Annotated in this window: 18 protein-coding genes; 7 read left to right on the top strand and 11 right to left on the bottom strand. The window is 71.4% G+C overall.

Annotation, left to right across the window (positions count from 1 at the left end; all coding sequences use genetic code 11):
* Together VM840_02605 and VM840_02600 are read left to right on the top strand one after the other, a co-directional pair.
* The coding region (locus VM840_02605) for a multifunctional oxoglutarate decarboxylase/oxoglutarate dehydrogenase thiamine pyrophosphate-binding subunit/dihydrolipoyllysine-residue succinyltransferase subunit (protein HVL80466.1) at positions 1–3,374 on the top strand (3,374 nt) is incomplete at its 5' end.
* A 17-nt stretch (positions 3,375–3,391) separates the two neighbouring features.
* A complete protein-coding gene (locus tag VM840_02600) occupies positions 3,392–4,177 on the top strand; it encodes an SDR family oxidoreductase (GenBank protein ID HVL80465.1) in 786 nt (261 codons plus the stop codon).
* On the opposite strand, the gene VM840_02595 is transcribed toward VM840_02600, so the two are convergent.
* Positions 4,174–4,542 (bottom strand): hypothetical protein, encoded by a 369-nt coding sequence (locus VM840_02595; protein ID HVL80464.1) that lies wholly within the window; start codon positions 4,540–4,542, stop codon positions 4,174–4,176. The genes VM840_02600 and VM840_02595 overlap by 4 nt on opposite strands.
* 17 nt (positions 4,543–4,559) lie before the next feature.
* Positions 4,560–5,615 (bottom strand): M42 family metallopeptidase, encoded by a 1,056-nt coding sequence (locus tag VM840_02590; protein HVL80463.1) that lies wholly within the window; start codon positions 5,613–5,615, stop codon positions 4,560–4,562.
* A gap of 212 nt (positions 5,616–5,827) precedes the next feature.
* Here VM840_02590 and VM840_02585 point away from each other — a divergent pair, with 212 nt between their 5' ends.
* Positions 5,828–6,250, top strand: coding sequence for a hypothetical protein (locus tag VM840_02585; GenBank protein ID HVL80462.1), 423 nt, complete (start codon positions 5,828–5,830; stop codon positions 6,248–6,250).
* On the top strand, positions 6,214–8,337 hold the full coding sequence (locus VM840_02580) for a PAS domain S-box protein (protein ID HVL80461.1): 2,124 nt from the start codon (positions 6,214–6,216) through the stop codon (positions 8,335–8,337). The genes VM840_02585 and VM840_02580 overlap by 37 nt, the downstream gene beginning before the upstream one ends.
* On the opposite strand, the gene VM840_02575 is transcribed toward VM840_02580, so the two are convergent.
* The gene (locus VM840_02575) at positions 8,338–9,018 is read right to left on the bottom strand and encodes a DUF3152 domain-containing protein (protein ID HVL80460.1); all 681 of its coding nucleotides are present in this window, start codon (positions 9,016–9,018) and stop codon (positions 8,338–8,340) included.
* Positions 9,009–10,163 carry a CaiB/BaiF CoA-transferase family protein gene (locus tag VM840_02570; GenBank protein HVL80459.1) on the bottom strand — a complete coding sequence of 385 codons (1,155 nt, stop codon included), beginning with the start codon at positions 10,161–10,163 and terminating at the stop codon, positions 9,009–9,011. Before VM840_02570 ends, VM840_02575 begins: the two co-directional genes overlap by 10 nt.
* Positions 10,164–10,204: 41 nt before the next feature.
* Between VM840_02570 and VM840_02565 the strand changes: the two genes are divergently transcribed.
* Complete coding sequence (locus VM840_02565; protein ID HVL80458.1) at positions 10,205–11,617, top strand: HAD-IB family hydrolase; 1,413 nt, start codon at positions 10,205–10,207, stop codon at positions 11,615–11,617.
* 2 nt (positions 11,618–11,619) lie between these two features.
* On the opposite strand, the gene VM840_02560 is transcribed toward VM840_02565, so the two are convergent.
* The 4 genes from VM840_02560 to VM840_02545 are packed head-to-tail and all read right to left on the bottom strand — an operon-like array spanning position 11,620 to position 14,749.
* On the bottom strand, positions 11,620–12,468 hold the full coding sequence (locus tag VM840_02560; GenBank protein ID HVL80457.1) for a metal ABC transporter permease: 849 nt from the start codon (positions 12,466–12,468) through the stop codon (positions 11,620–11,622).
* Positions 12,468–13,217: a metal ABC transporter ATP-binding protein gene (locus tag VM840_02555; GenBank protein ID HVL80456.1), complete on the bottom strand. Its 750-nt coding sequence runs from the start codon at positions 13,215–13,217 to the stop codon at positions 12,468–12,470. The genes VM840_02560 and VM840_02555 overlap by 1 nt, the downstream gene beginning before the upstream one ends.
* A complete protein-coding gene (locus VM840_02550) occupies positions 13,214–14,131 on the bottom strand; it encodes a metal ABC transporter substrate-binding protein (protein ID HVL80455.1) in 918 nt (305 codons plus the stop codon). Before VM840_02550 ends, VM840_02555 begins: the two co-directional genes overlap by 4 nt.
* A gap of 36 nt (positions 14,132–14,167) precedes the next feature.
* Positions 14,168–14,749, bottom strand: a complete 582-nt coding sequence (locus tag VM840_02545) for a TlpA disulfide reductase family protein (GenBank protein ID HVL80454.1) — start codon at positions 14,747–14,749, stop codon at positions 14,168–14,170.
* 41 nt (positions 14,750–14,790) lie between these two features.
* Here VM840_02545 and VM840_02540 point away from each other — a divergent pair, with 41 nt between their 5' ends.
* Together VM840_02540 and VM840_02535 are read left to right on the top strand one after the other, a co-directional pair.
* Positions 14,791–15,195 carry a Fur family transcriptional regulator gene (locus VM840_02540; GenBank protein HVL80453.1) on the top strand — a complete coding sequence of 135 codons (405 nt, stop codon included), beginning with the start codon at positions 14,791–14,793 and terminating at the stop codon, positions 15,193–15,195.
* Between the two features lie 23 nt (positions 15,196–15,218).
* Positions 15,219–15,668 carry a MaoC family dehydratase gene (locus tag VM840_02535; GenBank protein HVL80452.1) on the top strand — a complete coding sequence of 150 codons (450 nt, stop codon included), beginning with the start codon at positions 15,219–15,221 and terminating at the stop codon, positions 15,666–15,668.
* Here VM840_02535 and VM840_02530 read toward each other — a convergent pair.
* From VM840_02530 to VM840_02520, 3 genes are all read right to left on the bottom strand, one after another.
* Entirely contained in the window at positions 15,665–16,471 is an 807-nt protein-coding gene (locus VM840_02530) for a TIGR03943 family protein (protein HVL80451.1), read from the bottom strand. The two genes, VM840_02535 and VM840_02530, sit on opposite strands and share 4 nt — an antisense overlap.
* Positions 16,468–17,463, bottom strand: a complete 996-nt coding sequence (locus VM840_02525; GenBank protein ID HVL80450.1) for a permease — start codon at positions 17,461–17,463, stop codon at positions 16,468–16,470. Before VM840_02525 ends, VM840_02530 begins: the two co-directional genes overlap by 4 nt.
* 32 nt (positions 17,464–17,495) lie before the next feature.
* Positions 17,496–17,784 (bottom strand): hypothetical protein (locus VM840_02520; protein ID HVL80449.1); only part of this gene is annotated, 289 nt, incomplete at its 5' end.

The raw sequence follows: 17,784 nt of genomic DNA, 5'->3' as shown, positions 1-17,784 counted from the left end.
CACCCGTACAGCCCCCCGAGGGCGCGGTGCCGCTGCGGGGTGCCGGCGCGGCGATCGCGCGGAACATGGAGGCGAGCCTGCAGATCCCCACCGCCACCTCCGCTCGCGTGGTGCCCGCGAAGCTACTGGAGGAGAACCGTCGGGTGATCAACGAGCACCTGGCCGCGCGGCTGGGAGGGAAGGTCTCCTTCACCCACCTGGTCGGGTGGGCGGTCCTGAAGGCGCTCGAAGCCGTGCCGGTGATGAACTCCGCCTACGTGGAGGCGGACGGCGACGGCTACGTCGTCCGACACGAGCACGTGAACCTGGGCCTAGCCGTCGACGTGGAGCGCAAGGACGGGTCCAGGACCCTGCTCGTCCCCAACATCAGGGACGCGGACACCCTCGACTTCGAGGGGTTCTGGACGGCCTACGAAGACGTCATCCGGAAGGTCAGAGCGAACAAGATCACCCCCGCCGACTTCGCCGGGACGACCATCACGCTCACCAACCCCGGCACGATCGGGACCGTCATGTCCGTCCCGAGGCTGATGCCGGGGCAGGGGCTGATCGTGGGGACCGGAGCGATCGACTTCCCGGCCGAGTACCGCGGTGCCGACCCGGCCACGCTGGCCGCGATGGGGATCGGCAAGGTCATCACGGTGACCTCGACGTACGATCACCGGATCATCCAGGGAGCCGAGTCCGGACTCTTCCTCGACCGGCTCTCCGACCTGATCACCGGCGAGCACGGTTTCTACGACGAGGTGTTCGCGAGCCTGCGCATCCCCTACGAGCCGATCCGATGGAGCCGCGACCGTCAGGCCGGCGTCGGGGCGGCGACCGCGACCGAGTCCGTGCTCGAGAAGAACGTGAAGGTCATGCAGCTGATCAACATGTACCGGGTGCGCGGCCACCTCTTGGCCGACCTCAACCCCCTCACCTGGGAGCCGAAGGCGCACCTGGAGCTGGACCCCTCCTTCTACGGGCTGTCCGTGTGGGACCTCGACCGCGAGTTCCTGACGGGCGGGGTAGGCGACCGCGACCGGGCCACGCTGCGCGAGGTGCTCGGGATCCTGCGCGACGCCTACTGCCGCACGGTGGGCATCGAGTACATGCACATCCAGGAGGCCGATCAGAAGGCCTGGATCCAGGACCGCGTGGAGGGGGTGAAGACCGAGTTCTCCGCCGACGACAAGAAGCATCTCCTCGAGTGGCTGAACAAGGCGGAGGCCTTTGAGCGTTTCCTGCACACGAAGTACGTGGGTCACAAGCGGTTCGGGCTGGAGGGCGCCGAGAGCCTGATACCCATGCTGGCCTGGCTGCTGGAGGAGGCGGCGGATGCCGGGATGCAGGAGACCGTGGTCGGCATGGCGCACCGCGGCCGGCTCAACGTCCTGGCCAACATCGTGGGCAAGTCGTTCAGGCAGATCTTCCGCGAGTTCGACGGCGATATCGACCCCGAGACGACCCAGGGGTCGGGGGACGTGAAGTACCACCTGGGGGCGAAGGGGGCCTTCACGGCGCGGTCGGGCAAGGAGATCGCCGTCTCGGTCGCATCCAACCCGAGCCATCTGGAGGCCGTCGACCCCGTGGTGGAGGGGATCGTCCGGGCGAAGCAGGACCTGTTCGGCCCGGGCGGCCAGGACGCGGTCCTCCCGCTCCTCCTCCACGGCGACGCGGCCTTCGCCGGACAGGGCGTGGTGGCCGAGACCTTGAACCTCTCTCAGCTCCCCGGTTACAAGACCGGCGGGACCGTGCACATCGTGGTGAACAACATCATCGGCTTCACGACGCCGGTCGAGTCCGCCCGCTCCAGCGTCTACGCGACCGATGTCGCGAAGATGGTGCAGGCGCCGATATTCCACGTGAACGGCGACGACCCCGAGGCGTGCGTGAGGGTTATCAAGCTCGCGTTCGCCTTCCGTCAGGCCTTCCACAAGGACGTCGTGGTCGATATGGTCTGCTACCGCCGGTACGGCCACAACGAGGCGGACGAGCCCGCTTACACGCAGCCGCTCATGTACGCGCGCATCGACCAGCACCGGTCCGTGCGCAAGCTGTACACGGAGGCGCTCGTGAACCGGGGGGACCTGTCCCTCGAGGAGGCCGAGCAGGCCCTGGAGGATTTCCGGTCCAGGCTCGAGGGAGCGTTCGAGGAGACGCGGCAGAGCCGTCCGGAGCCGGTCATCGCGAAGCCTCCTCGGCCCCCCCGGGGCGTGCGGCCCCCCATACCCACCGGGGTCGAGCGGGAGACCCTCGACCGGGTCGTCAAGGCCCTCGGCTCCTGGCCCGAGTCCTTCACGCCGCACCCGAAGCTGCAGCGTCAGCTCGCCCGCCACGTAGCGCTGCTCGACGAGGACAAGGTCGACTGGCCGCTGGCCGAGGCTCTCGCCTACGGGTCGCTGGTGATGGAGGGCAGGACGGTCCGGCTGGCCGGACAGGACTCCCGGAGGGGGACGTTCAGCCAGCGCCATGCGGTGTTGGTGGACGTCCAGACGGGAGCCGAGTACACCCCTCTCTCGCGGGTGGCCGAGGAGGGGGGAGGCCGGTTCCTGATCTACGACAGCCTCCTGAGCGAGTACGCCGCGCTGGGCTTCGAGTACGGGTACGCGATCGGCGACCCGGACGCGCTCGTCATGTGGGAGGCGCAGTTCGGGGATTTCGTGAACGGAGCCCAGATCGTCATCGACCAGTACGTGGTCGCCGCGGAGGACAAGTGGAGCCAGACGGCGGGCCTCGTGATGCTCCTGCCCCACGGGTTCGAGGGTCAGGGGCCGGAGCACTCCAGTGCGCGGCTCGAGCGCTTCCTGACCCTCTCGGCGGAGGACAACATCCAGGTCGCCTACCCGACCCTGCCGGCCCAGTACTTCCACCTCCTGCGCAGACAGGCGCACAGCCCGGAGTCGAAGCCCCTCGTGGTGCTGACCCCGAAATCGATGCTCCGGTCTCCCGTGGCCCGAAGCGCGGCGCAGGACTTCACCTCGGGGAGCTTCCGGGTGCTGCTGCCCGACCCCGCCGACCCGGATCCCGCGCAGGTGCGGCGTCTGCTCCTCTGCACGGGCAAGATCGGCCACGACCTGGCCGCCCGGCGCAACGAGCTCGGCATCTCGTCGGCCGCGGTCGTCCGGCTCGAGCAGCTCTACCCGTTCCCCCACGTGGAGGTGGACGAGCAGGTCGCGCGGTACCGCAACCTCGAGCAGGTCTCGTGGGTGCAGGAGGAGCCGGAGAACATGGGCGCCTGGACCTTCGTCTTCGCGCGCCTGCAGAAGCAGGTCCCGAACATCGGCGTGATCGCCCGGCCGGAGAGCGCGAGCCCGGCCGCCGGGAGCCAGGCCGTGCACCAGCAGGAGCAGGAAGAGCTGCTCGAGGAAGCTTTCGACGGCCTGAGCTGACGCCGCGAGGAGGTGTGATGGGTTCCCTGGACGGCCGGCGCGCGCTCGTGACGGGCGGCGCGTCCGGGATAGGTCTAGCGACCGTGCGGAGGCTCGTGGCCGAGGGCGCGGCGGTGGCGCTCTGCGACCGCGACGCCGAGGCCGGACGACGCGTGGCCGAGGAGATAGGCGGCGCGTTCGTATGCGCGGACATGTCCGATGCCCCCCAGGTCGCGGACTCCTTCGCACGGACCGCCGATGTCCTCGGCGGACTGGACCTCGTCCACCTCAACGCCGGGGTCACGACCGGCCAGGGAGACCTGACCGCGCTGACCGAGGAGCAGTACCGGAGGATCATGGGGGTCAACGTCGACGGCGTCGTGTACGGCGTGCGGGAGGCGGCGCGCATGATGCGGGGGACGGGCGGCGGAGACATCGTCTGCACGGCGTCGCTCGCGGGGATCGTGACGCTCGACTCAGACCCGATCTACACGCTCACGAAGCACGCGGTCGTCGGGCTCGTCCGGGCGGGGTCGGTAGGGCTGTCGCAGATGGGGGTCCGCCTCAACGCGGTCTGCCCGGGGATCGTCGAGACACCGCTCGTGGGAGAAGACGCCCTCGCCTTCCTTCGGGAGGCGGGGTTCCCGCTCATCGAGCCCGATCAGGTCGCGGAGGCGGTCGTCCAGGCCGTCACGAGCGGGGTGTCCGGGCAGTGCTGGGTGGTCCAGCCCGGACGGTCCAACGAGCGGTACCGGTTCCCCGGCGTCCCCGGCCCCCGTACCGAGGGAGCCGAGGGCATGGCCCCCCCGACCACGCGGATCTAGTCCCGGGTACGGCGGGTCCGGAAGAGCGGGAGGAGCAGGTCGTCGGGGTCCAGCGGTCCGCGCTGGAACCGGGGGAGGGGCGCGATCAGGTTCAGGCGACGGATCCGCTCGTTGACCTGCCCTACGCGCGCGCGTACCTCCGAGGCGACGCGTTCGCGGCGTGCGAGCGCGACGCGGACGTCCGGCTCCCGTGCGAACCGGTCCGTCTCCCGGGAGACGAGCTCTCGGAGGTCGGCCGCACCTCGACGGACCTCGATGAGGATGTCGGTCCACTCGGGAGGACACGCCTCCTCATCGGTCGTCGCGCGCGCGAGGTCCTGTTCGAAGGACCTGCGTCGGGCTCGGCGCATGGCATCTGCGTCCATGCGCCAAGCCTAGCCCGTCACCCCACGAGCGACCCCACCGATCTGGTGAACCCCGCGACGAGGGTGATGGTCCCCTCGAGGTCGCTCGGCCGGAGCATCGAGAGAGGGGTGTGGATGTACCGGCACGGGACCGACACCACCCCGCACATCACCCCGGCTCCCGCGAGGTGGATGACGCCGGCGTTCGTCGACCCGCCGTACAGCGGGACCTTGTGCTGGACGGTGATCCCGCCGCGCTCGGCCACCTCCTCCAGGAGTCGGACGACCCTGCGGTCGGCGACGAGGGAGGGATCGGCGATCGTGATGGCGGGTCCGCCGCCGAACCGGCAGGACCTGCGGAGCGGACCGACGCCGGGGATGTCGACGGCCGTCGTCCCCTCGAGGGCGAGCGCGACGGTGGGAGACACCTGGTGGGCCACGGTCCGGGCCCCTCGCAGCCCCACCTCCTCCCCGATCGAGAACGAGACGGCGAGGCTCAGGTCGAGGTCCTCGCCCTGCAGCTCGTCGAGCACTCGGACCGCCACCGTGCACCCGGCCCGGTCGTCGAAGGCCTTCCCCATGACGAGATCGTCGGAGAGCCGCTCGAACCCGTAGGAGGGGACGCACTGATCTCCCACGCGGACCCCCATCTCGGCGACCTCGGCTGCCGAGGAGGCGCCGATATCGACGAAGAGGTCCTCGAGCTGGGGTGTGCGCTTGCGGTCCTCCTCCTTCAGGACGTGCGGGGGCGCGGTGCCGATCACGCCGCGGACCGTGCCGCCGTCACGGGTCCGGACCGTGATCGCGTGGGAGAGCAGGATGCGGGCGTCCCATCCGCCGAGGGCGCCGAGGCGGAGGAACCCAGCGTCGTCCACGTGGGCGACGAGGAAGCCGACCTCGTCCATATGCGCGTCGAGGAGGAGCACCTCATCCCGGCGTCCCCGCCTGGTACAGATGACGTTGCCGAGCACGTCGACGTGGACCTCGTCGCAGAGCGGCCGCGCCATCTCCGTGACGAGATCGCGGACCTCGTCCTCCATCCCGGCGACGCCGACCGCCTCCGAGAGCTGCCTGAGCACGTCGAGTGTCTGCACGAGCAACAAGGTACCCGCGGGCGCCGGCGGACCGCGACTAGCCCCACCGGCGCAGGGCGGAGCCATCCGTCCGGGCCATTGGGCAAGGGGGGATGCTCGGGTTAGCGTCCGGCCATGACCCCCGTCCTGGAGGCCTCGAGCGAGGCGACGCTGGTCGTGTTCGTGGCGATAGGGATCCACGCCGTGGGAGATGGGTCCGCAGACGCGACCGGATGTCGGCCGCGGTGGCGTTCGCCATCGGGTCGTTCTCCGCGGCCGTCGTCGTGTCCCGGGTGGACGTCCTGACCCACCGACGCGTCCCGTGGCTGCTCACCGCGACCGGTGTCATCCTGTTGCTGTCGGCGTACGCCCTCGTGCACCTGCGTCACGTTCTTGTGCCCACCACTCGCGCCACGCGGGCGGCGGCGGTCGCGCTCGGTGCGGTCGGATCCTTCATCATCGCCCTCTGCGTCCTGCGGTACCCGGCCGAGGTCCGCGCCCCCGGACTGGCCCTCGCCGCCCGGGCGGCATACGGTGCGGTCTGGCTCGGATGCGTCGTGGAGCCGGTGATCAGGTTCATGTGGCTGGCGCGCCGGCGGCCCCCGTGCAGAAGGCGAGGTTGCGGGCGATCGGGGCCGCGTACGCGGGCATCCTGACGATGTTGCTGCTGGCGATGGGCAGCGCGAGCCGATCCCCCATCGCCGTCTTCACCCGGGACGTCATGCTGATCGGCCTGGCTCCGCTCCTGGTCGTGGGGCTGGACCCGCCACGTTGGCTCCGTCGGTACTGGAGGGCGGGGGTCCAGTCGTCTCTCGAGGAGGCGATGCAGGGGCTGTTCTCGGTGCGCGACCGCCACCGTCTCGCCGAGCACTGCGTGTCCTGGTCCTGCCGACTGGTGGGTGGCGATCGCGGGATCTGCGTGCTCGGCGGGACGACCCTCGCCTCCCAGGGCCTGACCCCCGGCGCGGCGGACGAGCTCGCGTCGGTAGCCGGGAGGGGAGGACTCGTCCAGCTGGGGAGTGACACCTTCGCGATCGTCTGCCCGATCCGGGTGCTGGACCGCGACGGGAAGATCGTCGTCGTCTCAGGACCGTTCACGCCGGCCTTCGGACAGGCGGAGATCGATGCCCTCCAGCGCTTCGCCCACTCGTTCGCCTCCGCGCTCGAGCACGCGATCCTGTTCGACCTGCTGAAGGAGGAGACGACTCGGGCGGACGTCCTACTGAAGGCGCAGAGCGACCTCGGGGAGGGCGTGGTCGTCGTGGAGGACCTGAGGATCGTGTACGCGAACGACGCGTACTGCCGGATGACCGGCTATCGACTCGAGGAGCTCCAGGCGCTGGATTCGGCTCTCGACCTCGCTTCCGCGGAGGAGAGGGAGCTCCTGGCCGACAGGTGCCGACGTCGCGAGGCCGGTGAGCGCGTCCCGAACCACTACGAGACCAGCCTCATCCACCGCGACGGTGAGCGGCGCCATGTGGAGATCGCGGTTGCCGAGCTGCGCGTCGACGGGCGGTTCAGGACGATCACGATCGTTCGCGACGTCACGGACCGCAGGTGCTGGGAGGAGCGCCTCAAGGAGTCGAACGCGAAGCTGAAGGCGGTCATCGCTGCGTCGCCCCTGCCCATCGTGGCGGTGGACCGCGCCGGGGTGGTGAGGATGTGGAACCCGGCCGCCGTGCGCATGTTCGGCTGGACGGAGGACGAGGTGCTCGGGCGATTCAACCCCATCTACGAGGGAGCCGGTGAGGTGGGCTCGGCCATGGCCCGCGTGGCGGACGGCGAGACCGTCATCGAGTTCGAGACCGTCCGGCGGCGCAAGGACGGGTCGGTCGTGGAGGTGTCGGTCTCCGCCGCGCCGTGGAACGACGGTCGTGGTCTGGCTTCGGGTGTCATCTCGATCCTGGCCGACATCACCGAACGGAAACGGCTGGAGGAAGCTCTGGTCGAGAGCGGGCAGCGGTACGCGGAGGCCTACGAGCAGGAACGTCGCGCCACCGAGCGGCTCCGGGCGCTGGACTCGATGAAGGACACGTTCCTCACCGCCGTCTCCCACGAGCTGCGCACGCCGCTCACGACGGTGCTGGGGTTCGCGACCACCCTGGAGAACGACGGTCACCGGCTCTCGCCCTCCCAGCACCGCATGGTCGTCCAGCGCATATCGTCGAACGCCCAGCGGCTCGAGCGTCTGCTGTCCGACCTGCTCGACCTCGACCGCCTCCGGCGGGGGATCCTGGAGCCGAGGCGGCGACAGATGAACCTCTCGGTGCTGGTCGGTCGGGTGATCGAGGGATCGGACATCAGCGCTCGCCGCACGGTGCACCTGCATGCGGACCCGGTCGTGGTGGACGTCGACGCCGCGATGATCGAGCGGGTGATCGAGAACCTGCTCTCGAACGCCGACCGATACACGCCGCCGGGTTCGGATGTCTGGGTCTCGGTCAGCCGTGACGTGGAGGGGGCGGTCATCGAGGTCGCGGACGAGGGGCCGGGTGTCCCTCCCGACCTGCGCGAGGTCATCCTCGAGCCGTTCCAACAGGGCCTTCACGCGCACGGTCACTCACCCGGGGTCGGGGTGGGGCTCTCGCTCGTCTCCCGTTTCGCCGAGGCTCACGGGGGGCGGGTCGAGGTCGGAGACCGTCCCGGCGGCGGCGCATCGTTCCGCGTCCATCTTCCGACCGGACCCGTGGGGTCCGTCGAGGAGGTCGCGGTCACCGCGCCGGACCGCGCCGTCGCTTCCTGATCACTCCCCGTAGCCGGGCGCGAGCATCTGGTCGTGGCGCGACGCCCGTTCTATCTCTGCCTGCGTGGGCCACCCGTTCGGACGGCACCCGCGGAGGTTCCCCGACTGCTGGAACATCACCGGCGCGATCGACCCCGGACCCGGACAGGGACGGTGGCGCTGGCCGAGGAGGTGGCCCACCTCGTGGTTGACGAGGTACAGCCGGTACTCGTCCAGCGAGGCGGGCCAGCCGGGCACGGCCGTCCTCCACCGGTCGGCGTTCAGCGCGACCACGGGTCCGTTCTGGCACGAGTAGCGGCCCCCGGTGTCGTACGGATGGCAGAGCTCGTCCACCTCGTCTCCCTCGGCGAGCACCACCACGTACGGGGCGGATCGGTCCGGGCGCAGCTCGAACCCGGCCCGTGACCAGCCGCGTGGGTCGGCCAGCGTCTCGTGGACGAACCGCTCGAACCCGTCGTCGTCGGGGATGCGAACCTCGACGCGGTAGCGGACGCTCACCGGTGCGGGCGCCGGCGTCGTCCCCGGCGTCGGGGACGGTACGGGAGCCGGCGCCGGGACGTGGGCGGGCGCCCGGACCTCGGCGACGCGGATGGGTTCGGACACGACACGTCTCGTAGGCACCTCCGTCGCCGTGCAGGCGGAGGCGAGCAGGGCGAGCGCGAGCACGCCCCTCAAGGCCAAGCGATCGCTCCCTGGGCGCGCAGGTCGTCCAGCTCGTCGCCGGTGTACCCCGCCTCGCCCAGGACGTCGCGGGTGTGCTCCCCCGGCTCGGGGGCGGGTCCGGCGATCGCGCCGGGGGTGCGGTCCAGACGGGGCGCGGGAGCCGGCTGCACGACATCGAACGGCCCGGTCACGAACACCTCGCGGGCTGCGTTGTGGCGGTGTCCGGGGGCTTCCCGCGGTTCGAGGACGGGGTACACGCACGCGTCGCGCTCCTCGAACACGGCCGCCCACTCGTCGCGGGTGCGGGTCCGGAACCGTTCGGCGAAGATGCGGCGCAGCTCGTCCTGCCCGGCCGGGTCGTGCTGGGTGTGGGGGAGGTCCTCGGGCGCCAGCCCCAGCCCGTCGAGCAGCTGCGCGTAGAACTGCGGCTCGATGGCGCCGACCGAGACGTACCCGCCGTCCGCGCACTCGTACACGTCGTAGAAGTGGACGCCGGTGTCGAGCATGTTCGTCCCGCGCGGTCCCCACATACCGGCGTGGACGGCGGCCGAGAAGAACGAGAAGAGGTTGGTGGCGCCGTCCAGCATGGCTGCGTCGACGACCTGTCCCCGTCCGGACCTCTCCCGCTCCACGAGCGCGCAGACGATCCCGAACGCGCAGAGCAGCCCACCGCCGGCGAAGTCGCCGAGCAGGTTCACCGGCGGCACGGGCGGCTCACCGGCGCGTCCGATCGCCGAGAGGACCCCCGAGATGGCGATGTAGTTGATGTCGTGGCCTGCCCGCTCGGCCAGGGGGCCGTCCTGACCCCAGCCGGTGAGCCGGGCGTAGACGCAGCGCGGGTTCCTCGCCGCCACGTCGTCGGGGCCGAGCCCGAGTCGCTCCATCACGCCGGGTCGGAAACCCTCGAGGAGGACGTCCGCTCGCTCCACGAGCCTGAGCGCGGCCTCCACCCCGGCCGGGTGCTTCAGGTTCAGCGCGACCGACCTCTTGCCGCGTCCGACCACGTCGCCGTAGCGGGGCATCAGCTCGCCACCGAGGGGGGCGCGGTCGACGCGGACCACGTCGGCTCCCATATCGGCCAGGAGCATGCCGCCGTACGGCCCGGGGGCGAGCCGGGACAGGTCGAGCACGCGGATGCCCTGCAGTGGCCCCATGCCCGTCATGCTGCCACGATATGTGTCACTCACGGACAGGGAGGCGCACGATGGGGAGCCGGGCCGCAGCCTTCTTCGACCTCGACCGGACGCTCATCGCGGACTCCTCCGCCCTGGCGATGGTCGAGGCCTTCTCGGAGGCGGGGCTGGTGTCCTCGTTCGAGAAGCCGCTCGCGGAGGCCGGACGCTTCTTCTACCGGGCGGTGGGGGAGACGTGGATCGGGATGCAGCTCACCCGTCGCAGCATCCAGCGTCTGGCCGGGTGGTCCGTCGAGGACGTCTCCGGCGCCGCCCGGCTCAGCGTCGCGAAGCTCCCCGTCTACGAGGAGGCGCGCGCGCTCATCGACCGTCACCACGCCGACGGCCACCTCGTCGTGATCGCCACGTCGACCGGACGCGAGCTCGTGGAGCCCGTCGCGGAGGCGCTCGGCGCCGACCGCCTGATCTCGAGCGAGTACGAGAAGGAGGAGGGCCGCTTCACGGGCCGGCTCGTCGGACAGTGGCTCTGGGGTCCGGACAAGGCGGAGGCCGTGAGGCGGTTCGCCGAGGAGGAGGACATCGACCTCGAGGAGAGCTACGCGTACTCGGACTCCTACTACGACCGCCACCTGATGGAACTGGTCGGGTACCCGCGCCCGGTGAACCCGGACCCGCTCCTGAGGGCGTACGCCGTCCGCAAGGGATGGCCCGTGCTCGCTTTCGGCGGAGGACCCCTCGGTGCCCTTCAGAGCCTGGAGCTCTACGACCTGCTCCGGGCGTTCGGGCACCCGATGCTGTCGCCGATCCGGGTCGAGGTCGAGGGCGTGGAGAACATCCCGGCGAGCGGCGGCTGCATCGTCGCGGCGAACCACCGCTCCTACGTCGACCCCCTCGTGCTCGGGATCGTGGCCTCGAGGCGCGGACGCAAGCTTCGCTACCTCGGCAAGAAGGAGGTCTTCGACGCCCCCCTGCTGGGGCAGCTGGCGCGTGCCACCGGTCAGATACGGGTCGAACGGGGGACCGGGGACGAGAAGCCGCTCAAGCTCGCCATCGACGCCGTGGCGCGCGGCGAGGCGGCGGCGATCTTCCCGCAGGGCACGATCCCCCGCGGCCGGGCGTTCTTCTCCCCGAAGCTCGAGGGCAAGACGGGAGTCGTCCGTCTGGCCCTGGCGACCGGCGCGCCGGTGGTGCCGGTGGCGATGTGGGACACGGAGAGGCTCTGGCCCCGGTCGAGCCGTGTGCCGCTCGTGGCCGAGCTGGCCAGGCGCACCCCCGTCCACGCCCGCGTGGGCGAGCCGTACCACCTGAGCGCCCCCGGAGGCCGGACCAACGACAAGCAGCTCCTGCACGAGCTCACGGAGCAGGTGATGGAGTCGATCGCCTCCCTGCTCCCCGACGACGTCCGCCACCCGGCTCCCCCGGAGGACGACGAGCTGCGCAAGGCGATACCGGCGAACGTGGACCCGGCCTCGGTGGAGCTGTAAGGTCAGCCGGTCCGGGGGCCGCCGCGCAGGGCGAGGGCGCGTCCCGGGTGGGAGCGCCGCCCTGAGGCCACCGAGAGCAGGACGAAGACGGCCGCGCAGACCAGGACGATCGTCCCGCCCGGGGCCAGGGCCCACAGCCTCGCGGCGACGAGCCCGGCGACCACCGATCCCGCTCCGACGACCGAGGACCAGACGAGCGTTCCGCGGAACGAGCGGGAGATCAGCTGTCCGGACGCGACGGGGAGCACCATGAGCGCGGCGACGAGCAGGATGCCGACGATCCGCATGGCGGCGACGATGGTGGCCGCGGCGAGGATGGCAACCAGCGTGTTCAGCGAGGCCACGGGGAGACCGGCCACCGACGACCACTCCTCGTCGACGACCAGCGCGAAGAGTGGGCGGTGCGTCGCGGCGACCGTGAGGACCACGACCGCTCCGAGCACGCCGATGAGGGCGAGCTCTCCGCGAGTGATGGTGAGGATCGACCCGAACAGGTAGGAGAGGACGCCCGCGTTCATCGACCCGGCCAGCCCGACCAGCACCACGCCGCCGGCGATCCCCGAGTAGAAGAAGAGGGCGAGCGCGACGTCCCCCGAGGCGCGCCCGCGCCGGCGCAGGTGCTCCATCCCGAGCGCCGCGGCCACGGCGGCGGCGAGCGCGGTCCAGAAGGGCCAGATGCCGGTGAGGAGGCCGCCGGCGACACCGGCGAAGGCGACGTGTCCGATCCCGTCACCCATCAGAGCCATCCGTCGCTGGACGAGGAACGCGCCGATGAGGGGGGCGCAGACGCCGACGACGAGTCCGCCCGCGAGTGCCAGCTGCATGTACTCCCGGTCGAAGGGCCACGGCATCAGTGCAGTCCCTCCAGCCACAGGGGGAGGTCCGACTCGTGCACCCCGAGCGACACCCCGGTCTCAGAGAGGGCGGAGGGGGGTCCGTCGAACCGGACGGACCGCTTCAGCACGATCACCCGGTCCAGATCGGACGCGACCGCGCCCAGCTCGTGGGAGACGAGGAGGACCGCTCCCTCGTGCGCTCGCACGTGGTGGACGAGCGCTTCGCGGAAACGGGCTTGGGATCCCGCGTCGACCCCGGACACCGGCTCGTCGAGGACGAGCAGGTCCGGCTCCGAGGCGAGGGCCCGGGCGATGAACGCCCGCTGCTGCTGGCCCCCGGACAGCTCGCTCACCCGGGCGTGCCGCTGCTCGGTCAGTCCCACCGTCGTCAGCGCATGCTCGATCGCCTCGCGGTCCGGGGCCCCCGGCGGCCGCCACCACGCTCCGGCCGCCAGGCGGCCTGCGGCGACGACCTCGTTCACGGTGGCCGGGAGGCCCGAGCCCAGCGACGGCCTCTGAGGGACGTACCCCAGCCGGTTCCGTTCGCGGAAGCGGTCCGGACGCGACCCGAACAGTTCGACCGATCCCCCGTCCGGACGCAGGAGCCCGAGCAGGATCTTGAGCAGGGTGGTCTTGCCCGACCCGTTCGGCCCCACGAGCGCGACGAACTCGCCGGGGGAGACGCGCAGGGAGACGTCGTGCACGACCGGCTCCCCGCCGTAGGAGAACGTGACGCGGTCGGCGCGCAGCAGGGGGGCGTTCATCTGCAACCGAGGGCGGTGCGGAGAGCGGCCAGGTTGTCCGCCATCACGGTCACGTAGGAGCGTCCGGCCCGCACCTGTTCGTCGGACAGGCCCTCGATCGGGTCGAGGACGGCCGTCCTCACCCCGGCCTCCCGGGCCAGGGTCTCGGCCACGCGCGGATCGGCCAGCGTCTCCGTGAAGACGGTGGTCACTCCGCGGCGCCGTACCAGGTCGGACAGCTCCGCGAGCCGCCGCGGATCGGGTTCGGACCCGGGAGCCAGCCCCGTGACCGCCTCCTGCTCCAGCCCGTAACGGTCGGCGAGGTACCCGAACGATGCGTGGTTCGTGACGATCAGGTCCCGGTCGCAGTCCGCGAGGCCCTGCGAGAACGCCTCGTCCAACCCCTTCAGCTCCGTCCGGTAGGCCTCGGCCCGCTCCGCGTACCCGGCCCGCCCGTCCGGGTCGGCCTCGGCGAGGGCCTCCTCGATGCGGGTAACGATGTCCGACATCCGGCGTGGATCGAGCCAGACGTGGGGGTCGATGGAGCCCTCGTCCTCCTCCTGTTCGTGGTCGTGGTCGTGACCGCCCGATATGGGGTCGACCTCGTCGAGGAGATCGAGGGCCTGACCCTCGGACCTCTGAACGGTCTCCTCGATGGCGGGCTGGAACCCGGCTCCCAGGTACAGGACGAGGTCCGCGTCGAGGATGGCGTCCGCCTGGGCGGTGGTCAGCTCCAGGTCGTGAGGCTCGACCCCGGGTGGCGTGAGGTTCGTGACCTCCACCCGCTCTCCCCCCACCCTCTGCGCGACCTCGGCCAGGGGGTAGACGCTGGCGACGACGGCGAGCGGATCGGCGGACCCGGGCTCCCGCTGCGGGTCCGAACAGCCCGCCGCCAGCAGCAGGGCGCACAGGACGACCGCGGACGCTCGCTTCATCGACGCTCCTAGTTGGGAATGATCCGCGATCTTACCTCAGAGGAAGGTGCGGCGGAGGAAGGCGTGCAGGACGCTGATGCCTATGGCCTCCCTCCAGTCGGCCACGACGATCCCACTCGGGTCGAGGACGATCGTCGCCGGTACGTCGACGACGCCGAGGGGGCCGGCCACGGTCCGGCCCGGGTCGGCACCCACCTCCACGAGGCCCTCCGATGCGGCCGCCCGGACGAGCGGCTCGGACTGGGCGGGGTCCTCGTCGAGGCTGACCGCGACCGTCCGGACCCGGCCCCCCGTCGACGCCGCCACCGCGGCGAGCCCGGCCAGCTCATCGGGGCAGGTCGCGCACTGGGACCGGAAGAAGAGGAGGACGGTCGGCGTCGCCTGGGGGAAGGCGACCTCCGGCCCGGCGATCCCGGGCAGGACGGAGGCCGGGACCGTGCTCCCGACCGAAGGACCCGACGCGCCCCTGGCGATCGCCGCGTCCTGCACGTCCACGGCCGTGCGGGCGCGCGGGGGGGGAGCCGGGCCGGGCGCCCTCACCGCCATCGGGGCCAGGAACGCGGCCGCCACCACCGCCGTTGCGGCCCCGATCAGCCGCAGGAGACGACCGCGCCTCATCGCTGCAGAGTCTAGCCACCGTGCGTGGTAGCGTCGGCCGGATGGACGTCGAGGGAGCGCTGCGACGCGCGGGACTGCGCGCGACCCGGCAGCGGATCGCGGTGCTGGAGGCCCTGGCCGGTCGCGGCCGGATGGTGACGGCGCAGGAGCTGCACCACGAGCTGCGCCGGACGAAGGGGGGCCCCGGGCTGGCGACCGTCTACCGCACGCTCGCGTCGCTCGCCGAGGCGGGAGAGATCGACACCTTCCCGCGCGATGGCGAGCAGGCGTTCCGACTGTGCGGCGACGACCACCACCACCACCTGGTCTGCCAGACGTGCGGGCAGGTGGAGGAGGTCGAGGCGAGCGAGGTGGAGGCATGGGTGGCGCGGGTGGCGCGGCGCCGCGGCTTCCGCGTGACGGGACACACCGCCGACATCTTCGGCCTCTGTCGCGCGTGCAGCTGAGGACGGCTAGGACAGGAGGAAGGATGGGGCTTCTCGAGGAGCTGAAGGCACTGGAGGGCCAGGAGCTCGGCGTGGGCGACTGGATGGAGGTCACCCAGGAGCGGATCGACGCGTTCGCCGACGCGACCGATGACCACCAGTGGATCCACGTCGACCCCGATAAGGCAGCTTCGGGTCCGTTCGGGACCACGATCGCCCACGGCTACCTGACCCTGTCCCTGATCCCGGCGCTCGGGAAGGGGATCGAGCTCCCGATCTCGACCGTGCCGAAGATGGGGATCAACTACGGGCTGAACCGGGTCCGGTTCCCGTCTCCCGTGCCGTCCGGTTCGAAGGTCCGGGCCCGGCGGGTACTGAAGGAGGCGACCGGGTTCGAGGGCGGCGTCCAGCTGGTCGTCGAGGTGACGGTCGAGATAGACGGCAAGGACAAGCCCGCCTGCGTGGCGGAGACCGTCTCCCGGCTCTACACCTAGGACCCGAAGGTGGCGTACGGGTCCGCCGGCTGCTCGACCGGCGTCACCCGCCGAGCGGTCAGGTTCGGCACGAAGTCGGACGCGTCCGGCTCCCCGTCCCACGGCTCCCACTCGCCGACCACCTCGACCCACGAATCGACGGGGGGCGGGGCACCGTCGACGCCGCGGACCGCGATCTGGACCGGCATCGCGTCCGCCGCGCAGCAGGACACGATGAAGCGCGACAGGAGGAAGTCGGCGTCCCGGTCGCCGGCGGGGGCGACGAAACCGACCATGCGGACGGGCACACCCCGGAGGCTCTGTTCGGTGTCGTAGAAGGCGCGGTCGATGAACTCGAGCATGGGGAGGTCGACCGCGCCCCCGCTCGGCCGCGGCAGCGGCGGGTACTGCGCCTTCTGCTCCAGCTCCAGCGGACGGGCCCCCTGACGCGCGGCCGCGAACGAGCCCAGGGGGTCGATCGGCACCACGAACACGGCCAGGACGGGGAGCAGCAGCAGCCAGGCCACCTTCGGACCGTTGGAGTGGTCGTGGTCGTGGTGAGCCTCGCCGTCGGGCGCCTCCGGCTCGCCGTGCGCGGGGGCGGCGCGCAGGCCGGCGTGGTCGTCGGCGTGCCTCTCCTCGCGACTCCCGATGAGCGCCCTCCACAGCAGCGCCACGGCGAGCAGGACGAGCAGAGCCCCCGAGATCAACAGCCACGGCCGCATGCCCGACTTCACGTAGTTGAGGTAGGCGTCGGTCGCGGCCAGGCGCAGGGTCACGACCCCGACCATGAGGACGAGCAGCGACTGGACCTCGCGCGTCACAGCAGCACCCACCCGACGGCCAAGGCCGACGCCACGGCCACGAAGAAGGCGAGCGGCGCGAAGCGCAAGGCGAAGGACCGGCCGAACACGCCGGCCTGGAGGGCGACGAGCTTGATGTCCACCGCCGGACCCACGACGAGGAAGACCAGCCTCGAGGTCAGCGAGAACTGCCACATGCTCGCCGCGACGAACGCGTCCGCCTCCGAGCAGATGGCCAGGACCACGGCGAGCACCGCCATCGTCGCCACCGCGAGGATCCCCGAGCCGGCGATCGTGTCCAGCACGGACCGCGGCACGACCGTCTGCAGGGTGGCCGCCGTGATCCCTCCCACGACCAGGAACCCGCCCGCATGGAGGAAATCGTGATGAGCGGTGCCGGCGAACGTGCCCCACCTGCTGTCCGCCGCCACGACCCTCCTGCGGGCTCGGTCCATGAGCGCGTCGGGGCCCACCTTCGCCCAGATGAGACCGACCAGTACCGCGGTGAGGAAGGAGGCGAGGAACCGCGCGGCCACCACCTGCGGTCGTCCCGGGAAGGCGACGGCCGTCGCCACGAGCACGACGGGGTTTATCGCGGGGGCGGCGAGCAGGAACGCCATCGCCGCGGGGGCAGGCGCTCCCCGCGCGACCAGGCGCCCGGCGATCGGGACCGAACCGCACTCGCACCCGGGCAGCGCCATGCCGGCGGCACTCGCCATGGGCACCGACAGGACGGGGTTGGCGGGTAGTACCCGGGCCAGCCAGGACGGAGGCACGAACGCCGCTATCGCGCCGGAGATGACCACCCCCAGGACCAGGAAGGGCAGGGCCTGGATGGTGATGGCGACGAATATCGTCACCCAGTTCCGGACGGCCGGATCGCTGAAGAGCGGCTGGAGCCGGTCACGGAACAGGACCGCGGCCACCAGGAGCAGCCCCACGAGCTCGGCGGTCGGGAGCCCGGAGATGGCTCGCCGTCTCGTTGACGTCTCGGGTCGGGTGGGCGTCTGCATCGAGATGGGTCGAGGCTAGCAGAGGGCGAGCCCTACTCCCCGGAGGCCCTCACCTCTCGCCGGAGGTCGTCCGCCGCCCGCCTCAGCTCCGCGTAGCGGCGCGTCTCGATCTCGCCGTCGCGCTGGAGCTCGCGGAGCCTGTCCCGCAACTCGTCGACCTTCTGGGTCGCCTCCGCGTGATCTCCCTCACCGTGCTCCTGGAGGACCTTGTCGATGTGCTCGTGGATGTCCTGTCCGGCGGACGGTGTCACCTCGCCCATCGCCACCCCCTCGTCCACCAGGCGGCGCATCTCCTCCGCGGAACGCTCCACCCCAGACGTC

The sequence above is a fragment of the Actinomycetota bacterium genome (genome assembly GCA_035540895.1).
In the GTDB taxonomy this organism is placed as follows: Bacteria; Actinomycetota; JAICYB01; order JAICYB01; family JAICYB01; genus DATLFR01.
This window is presented reverse-complemented; position numbering and strand designations above follow the sequence as displayed.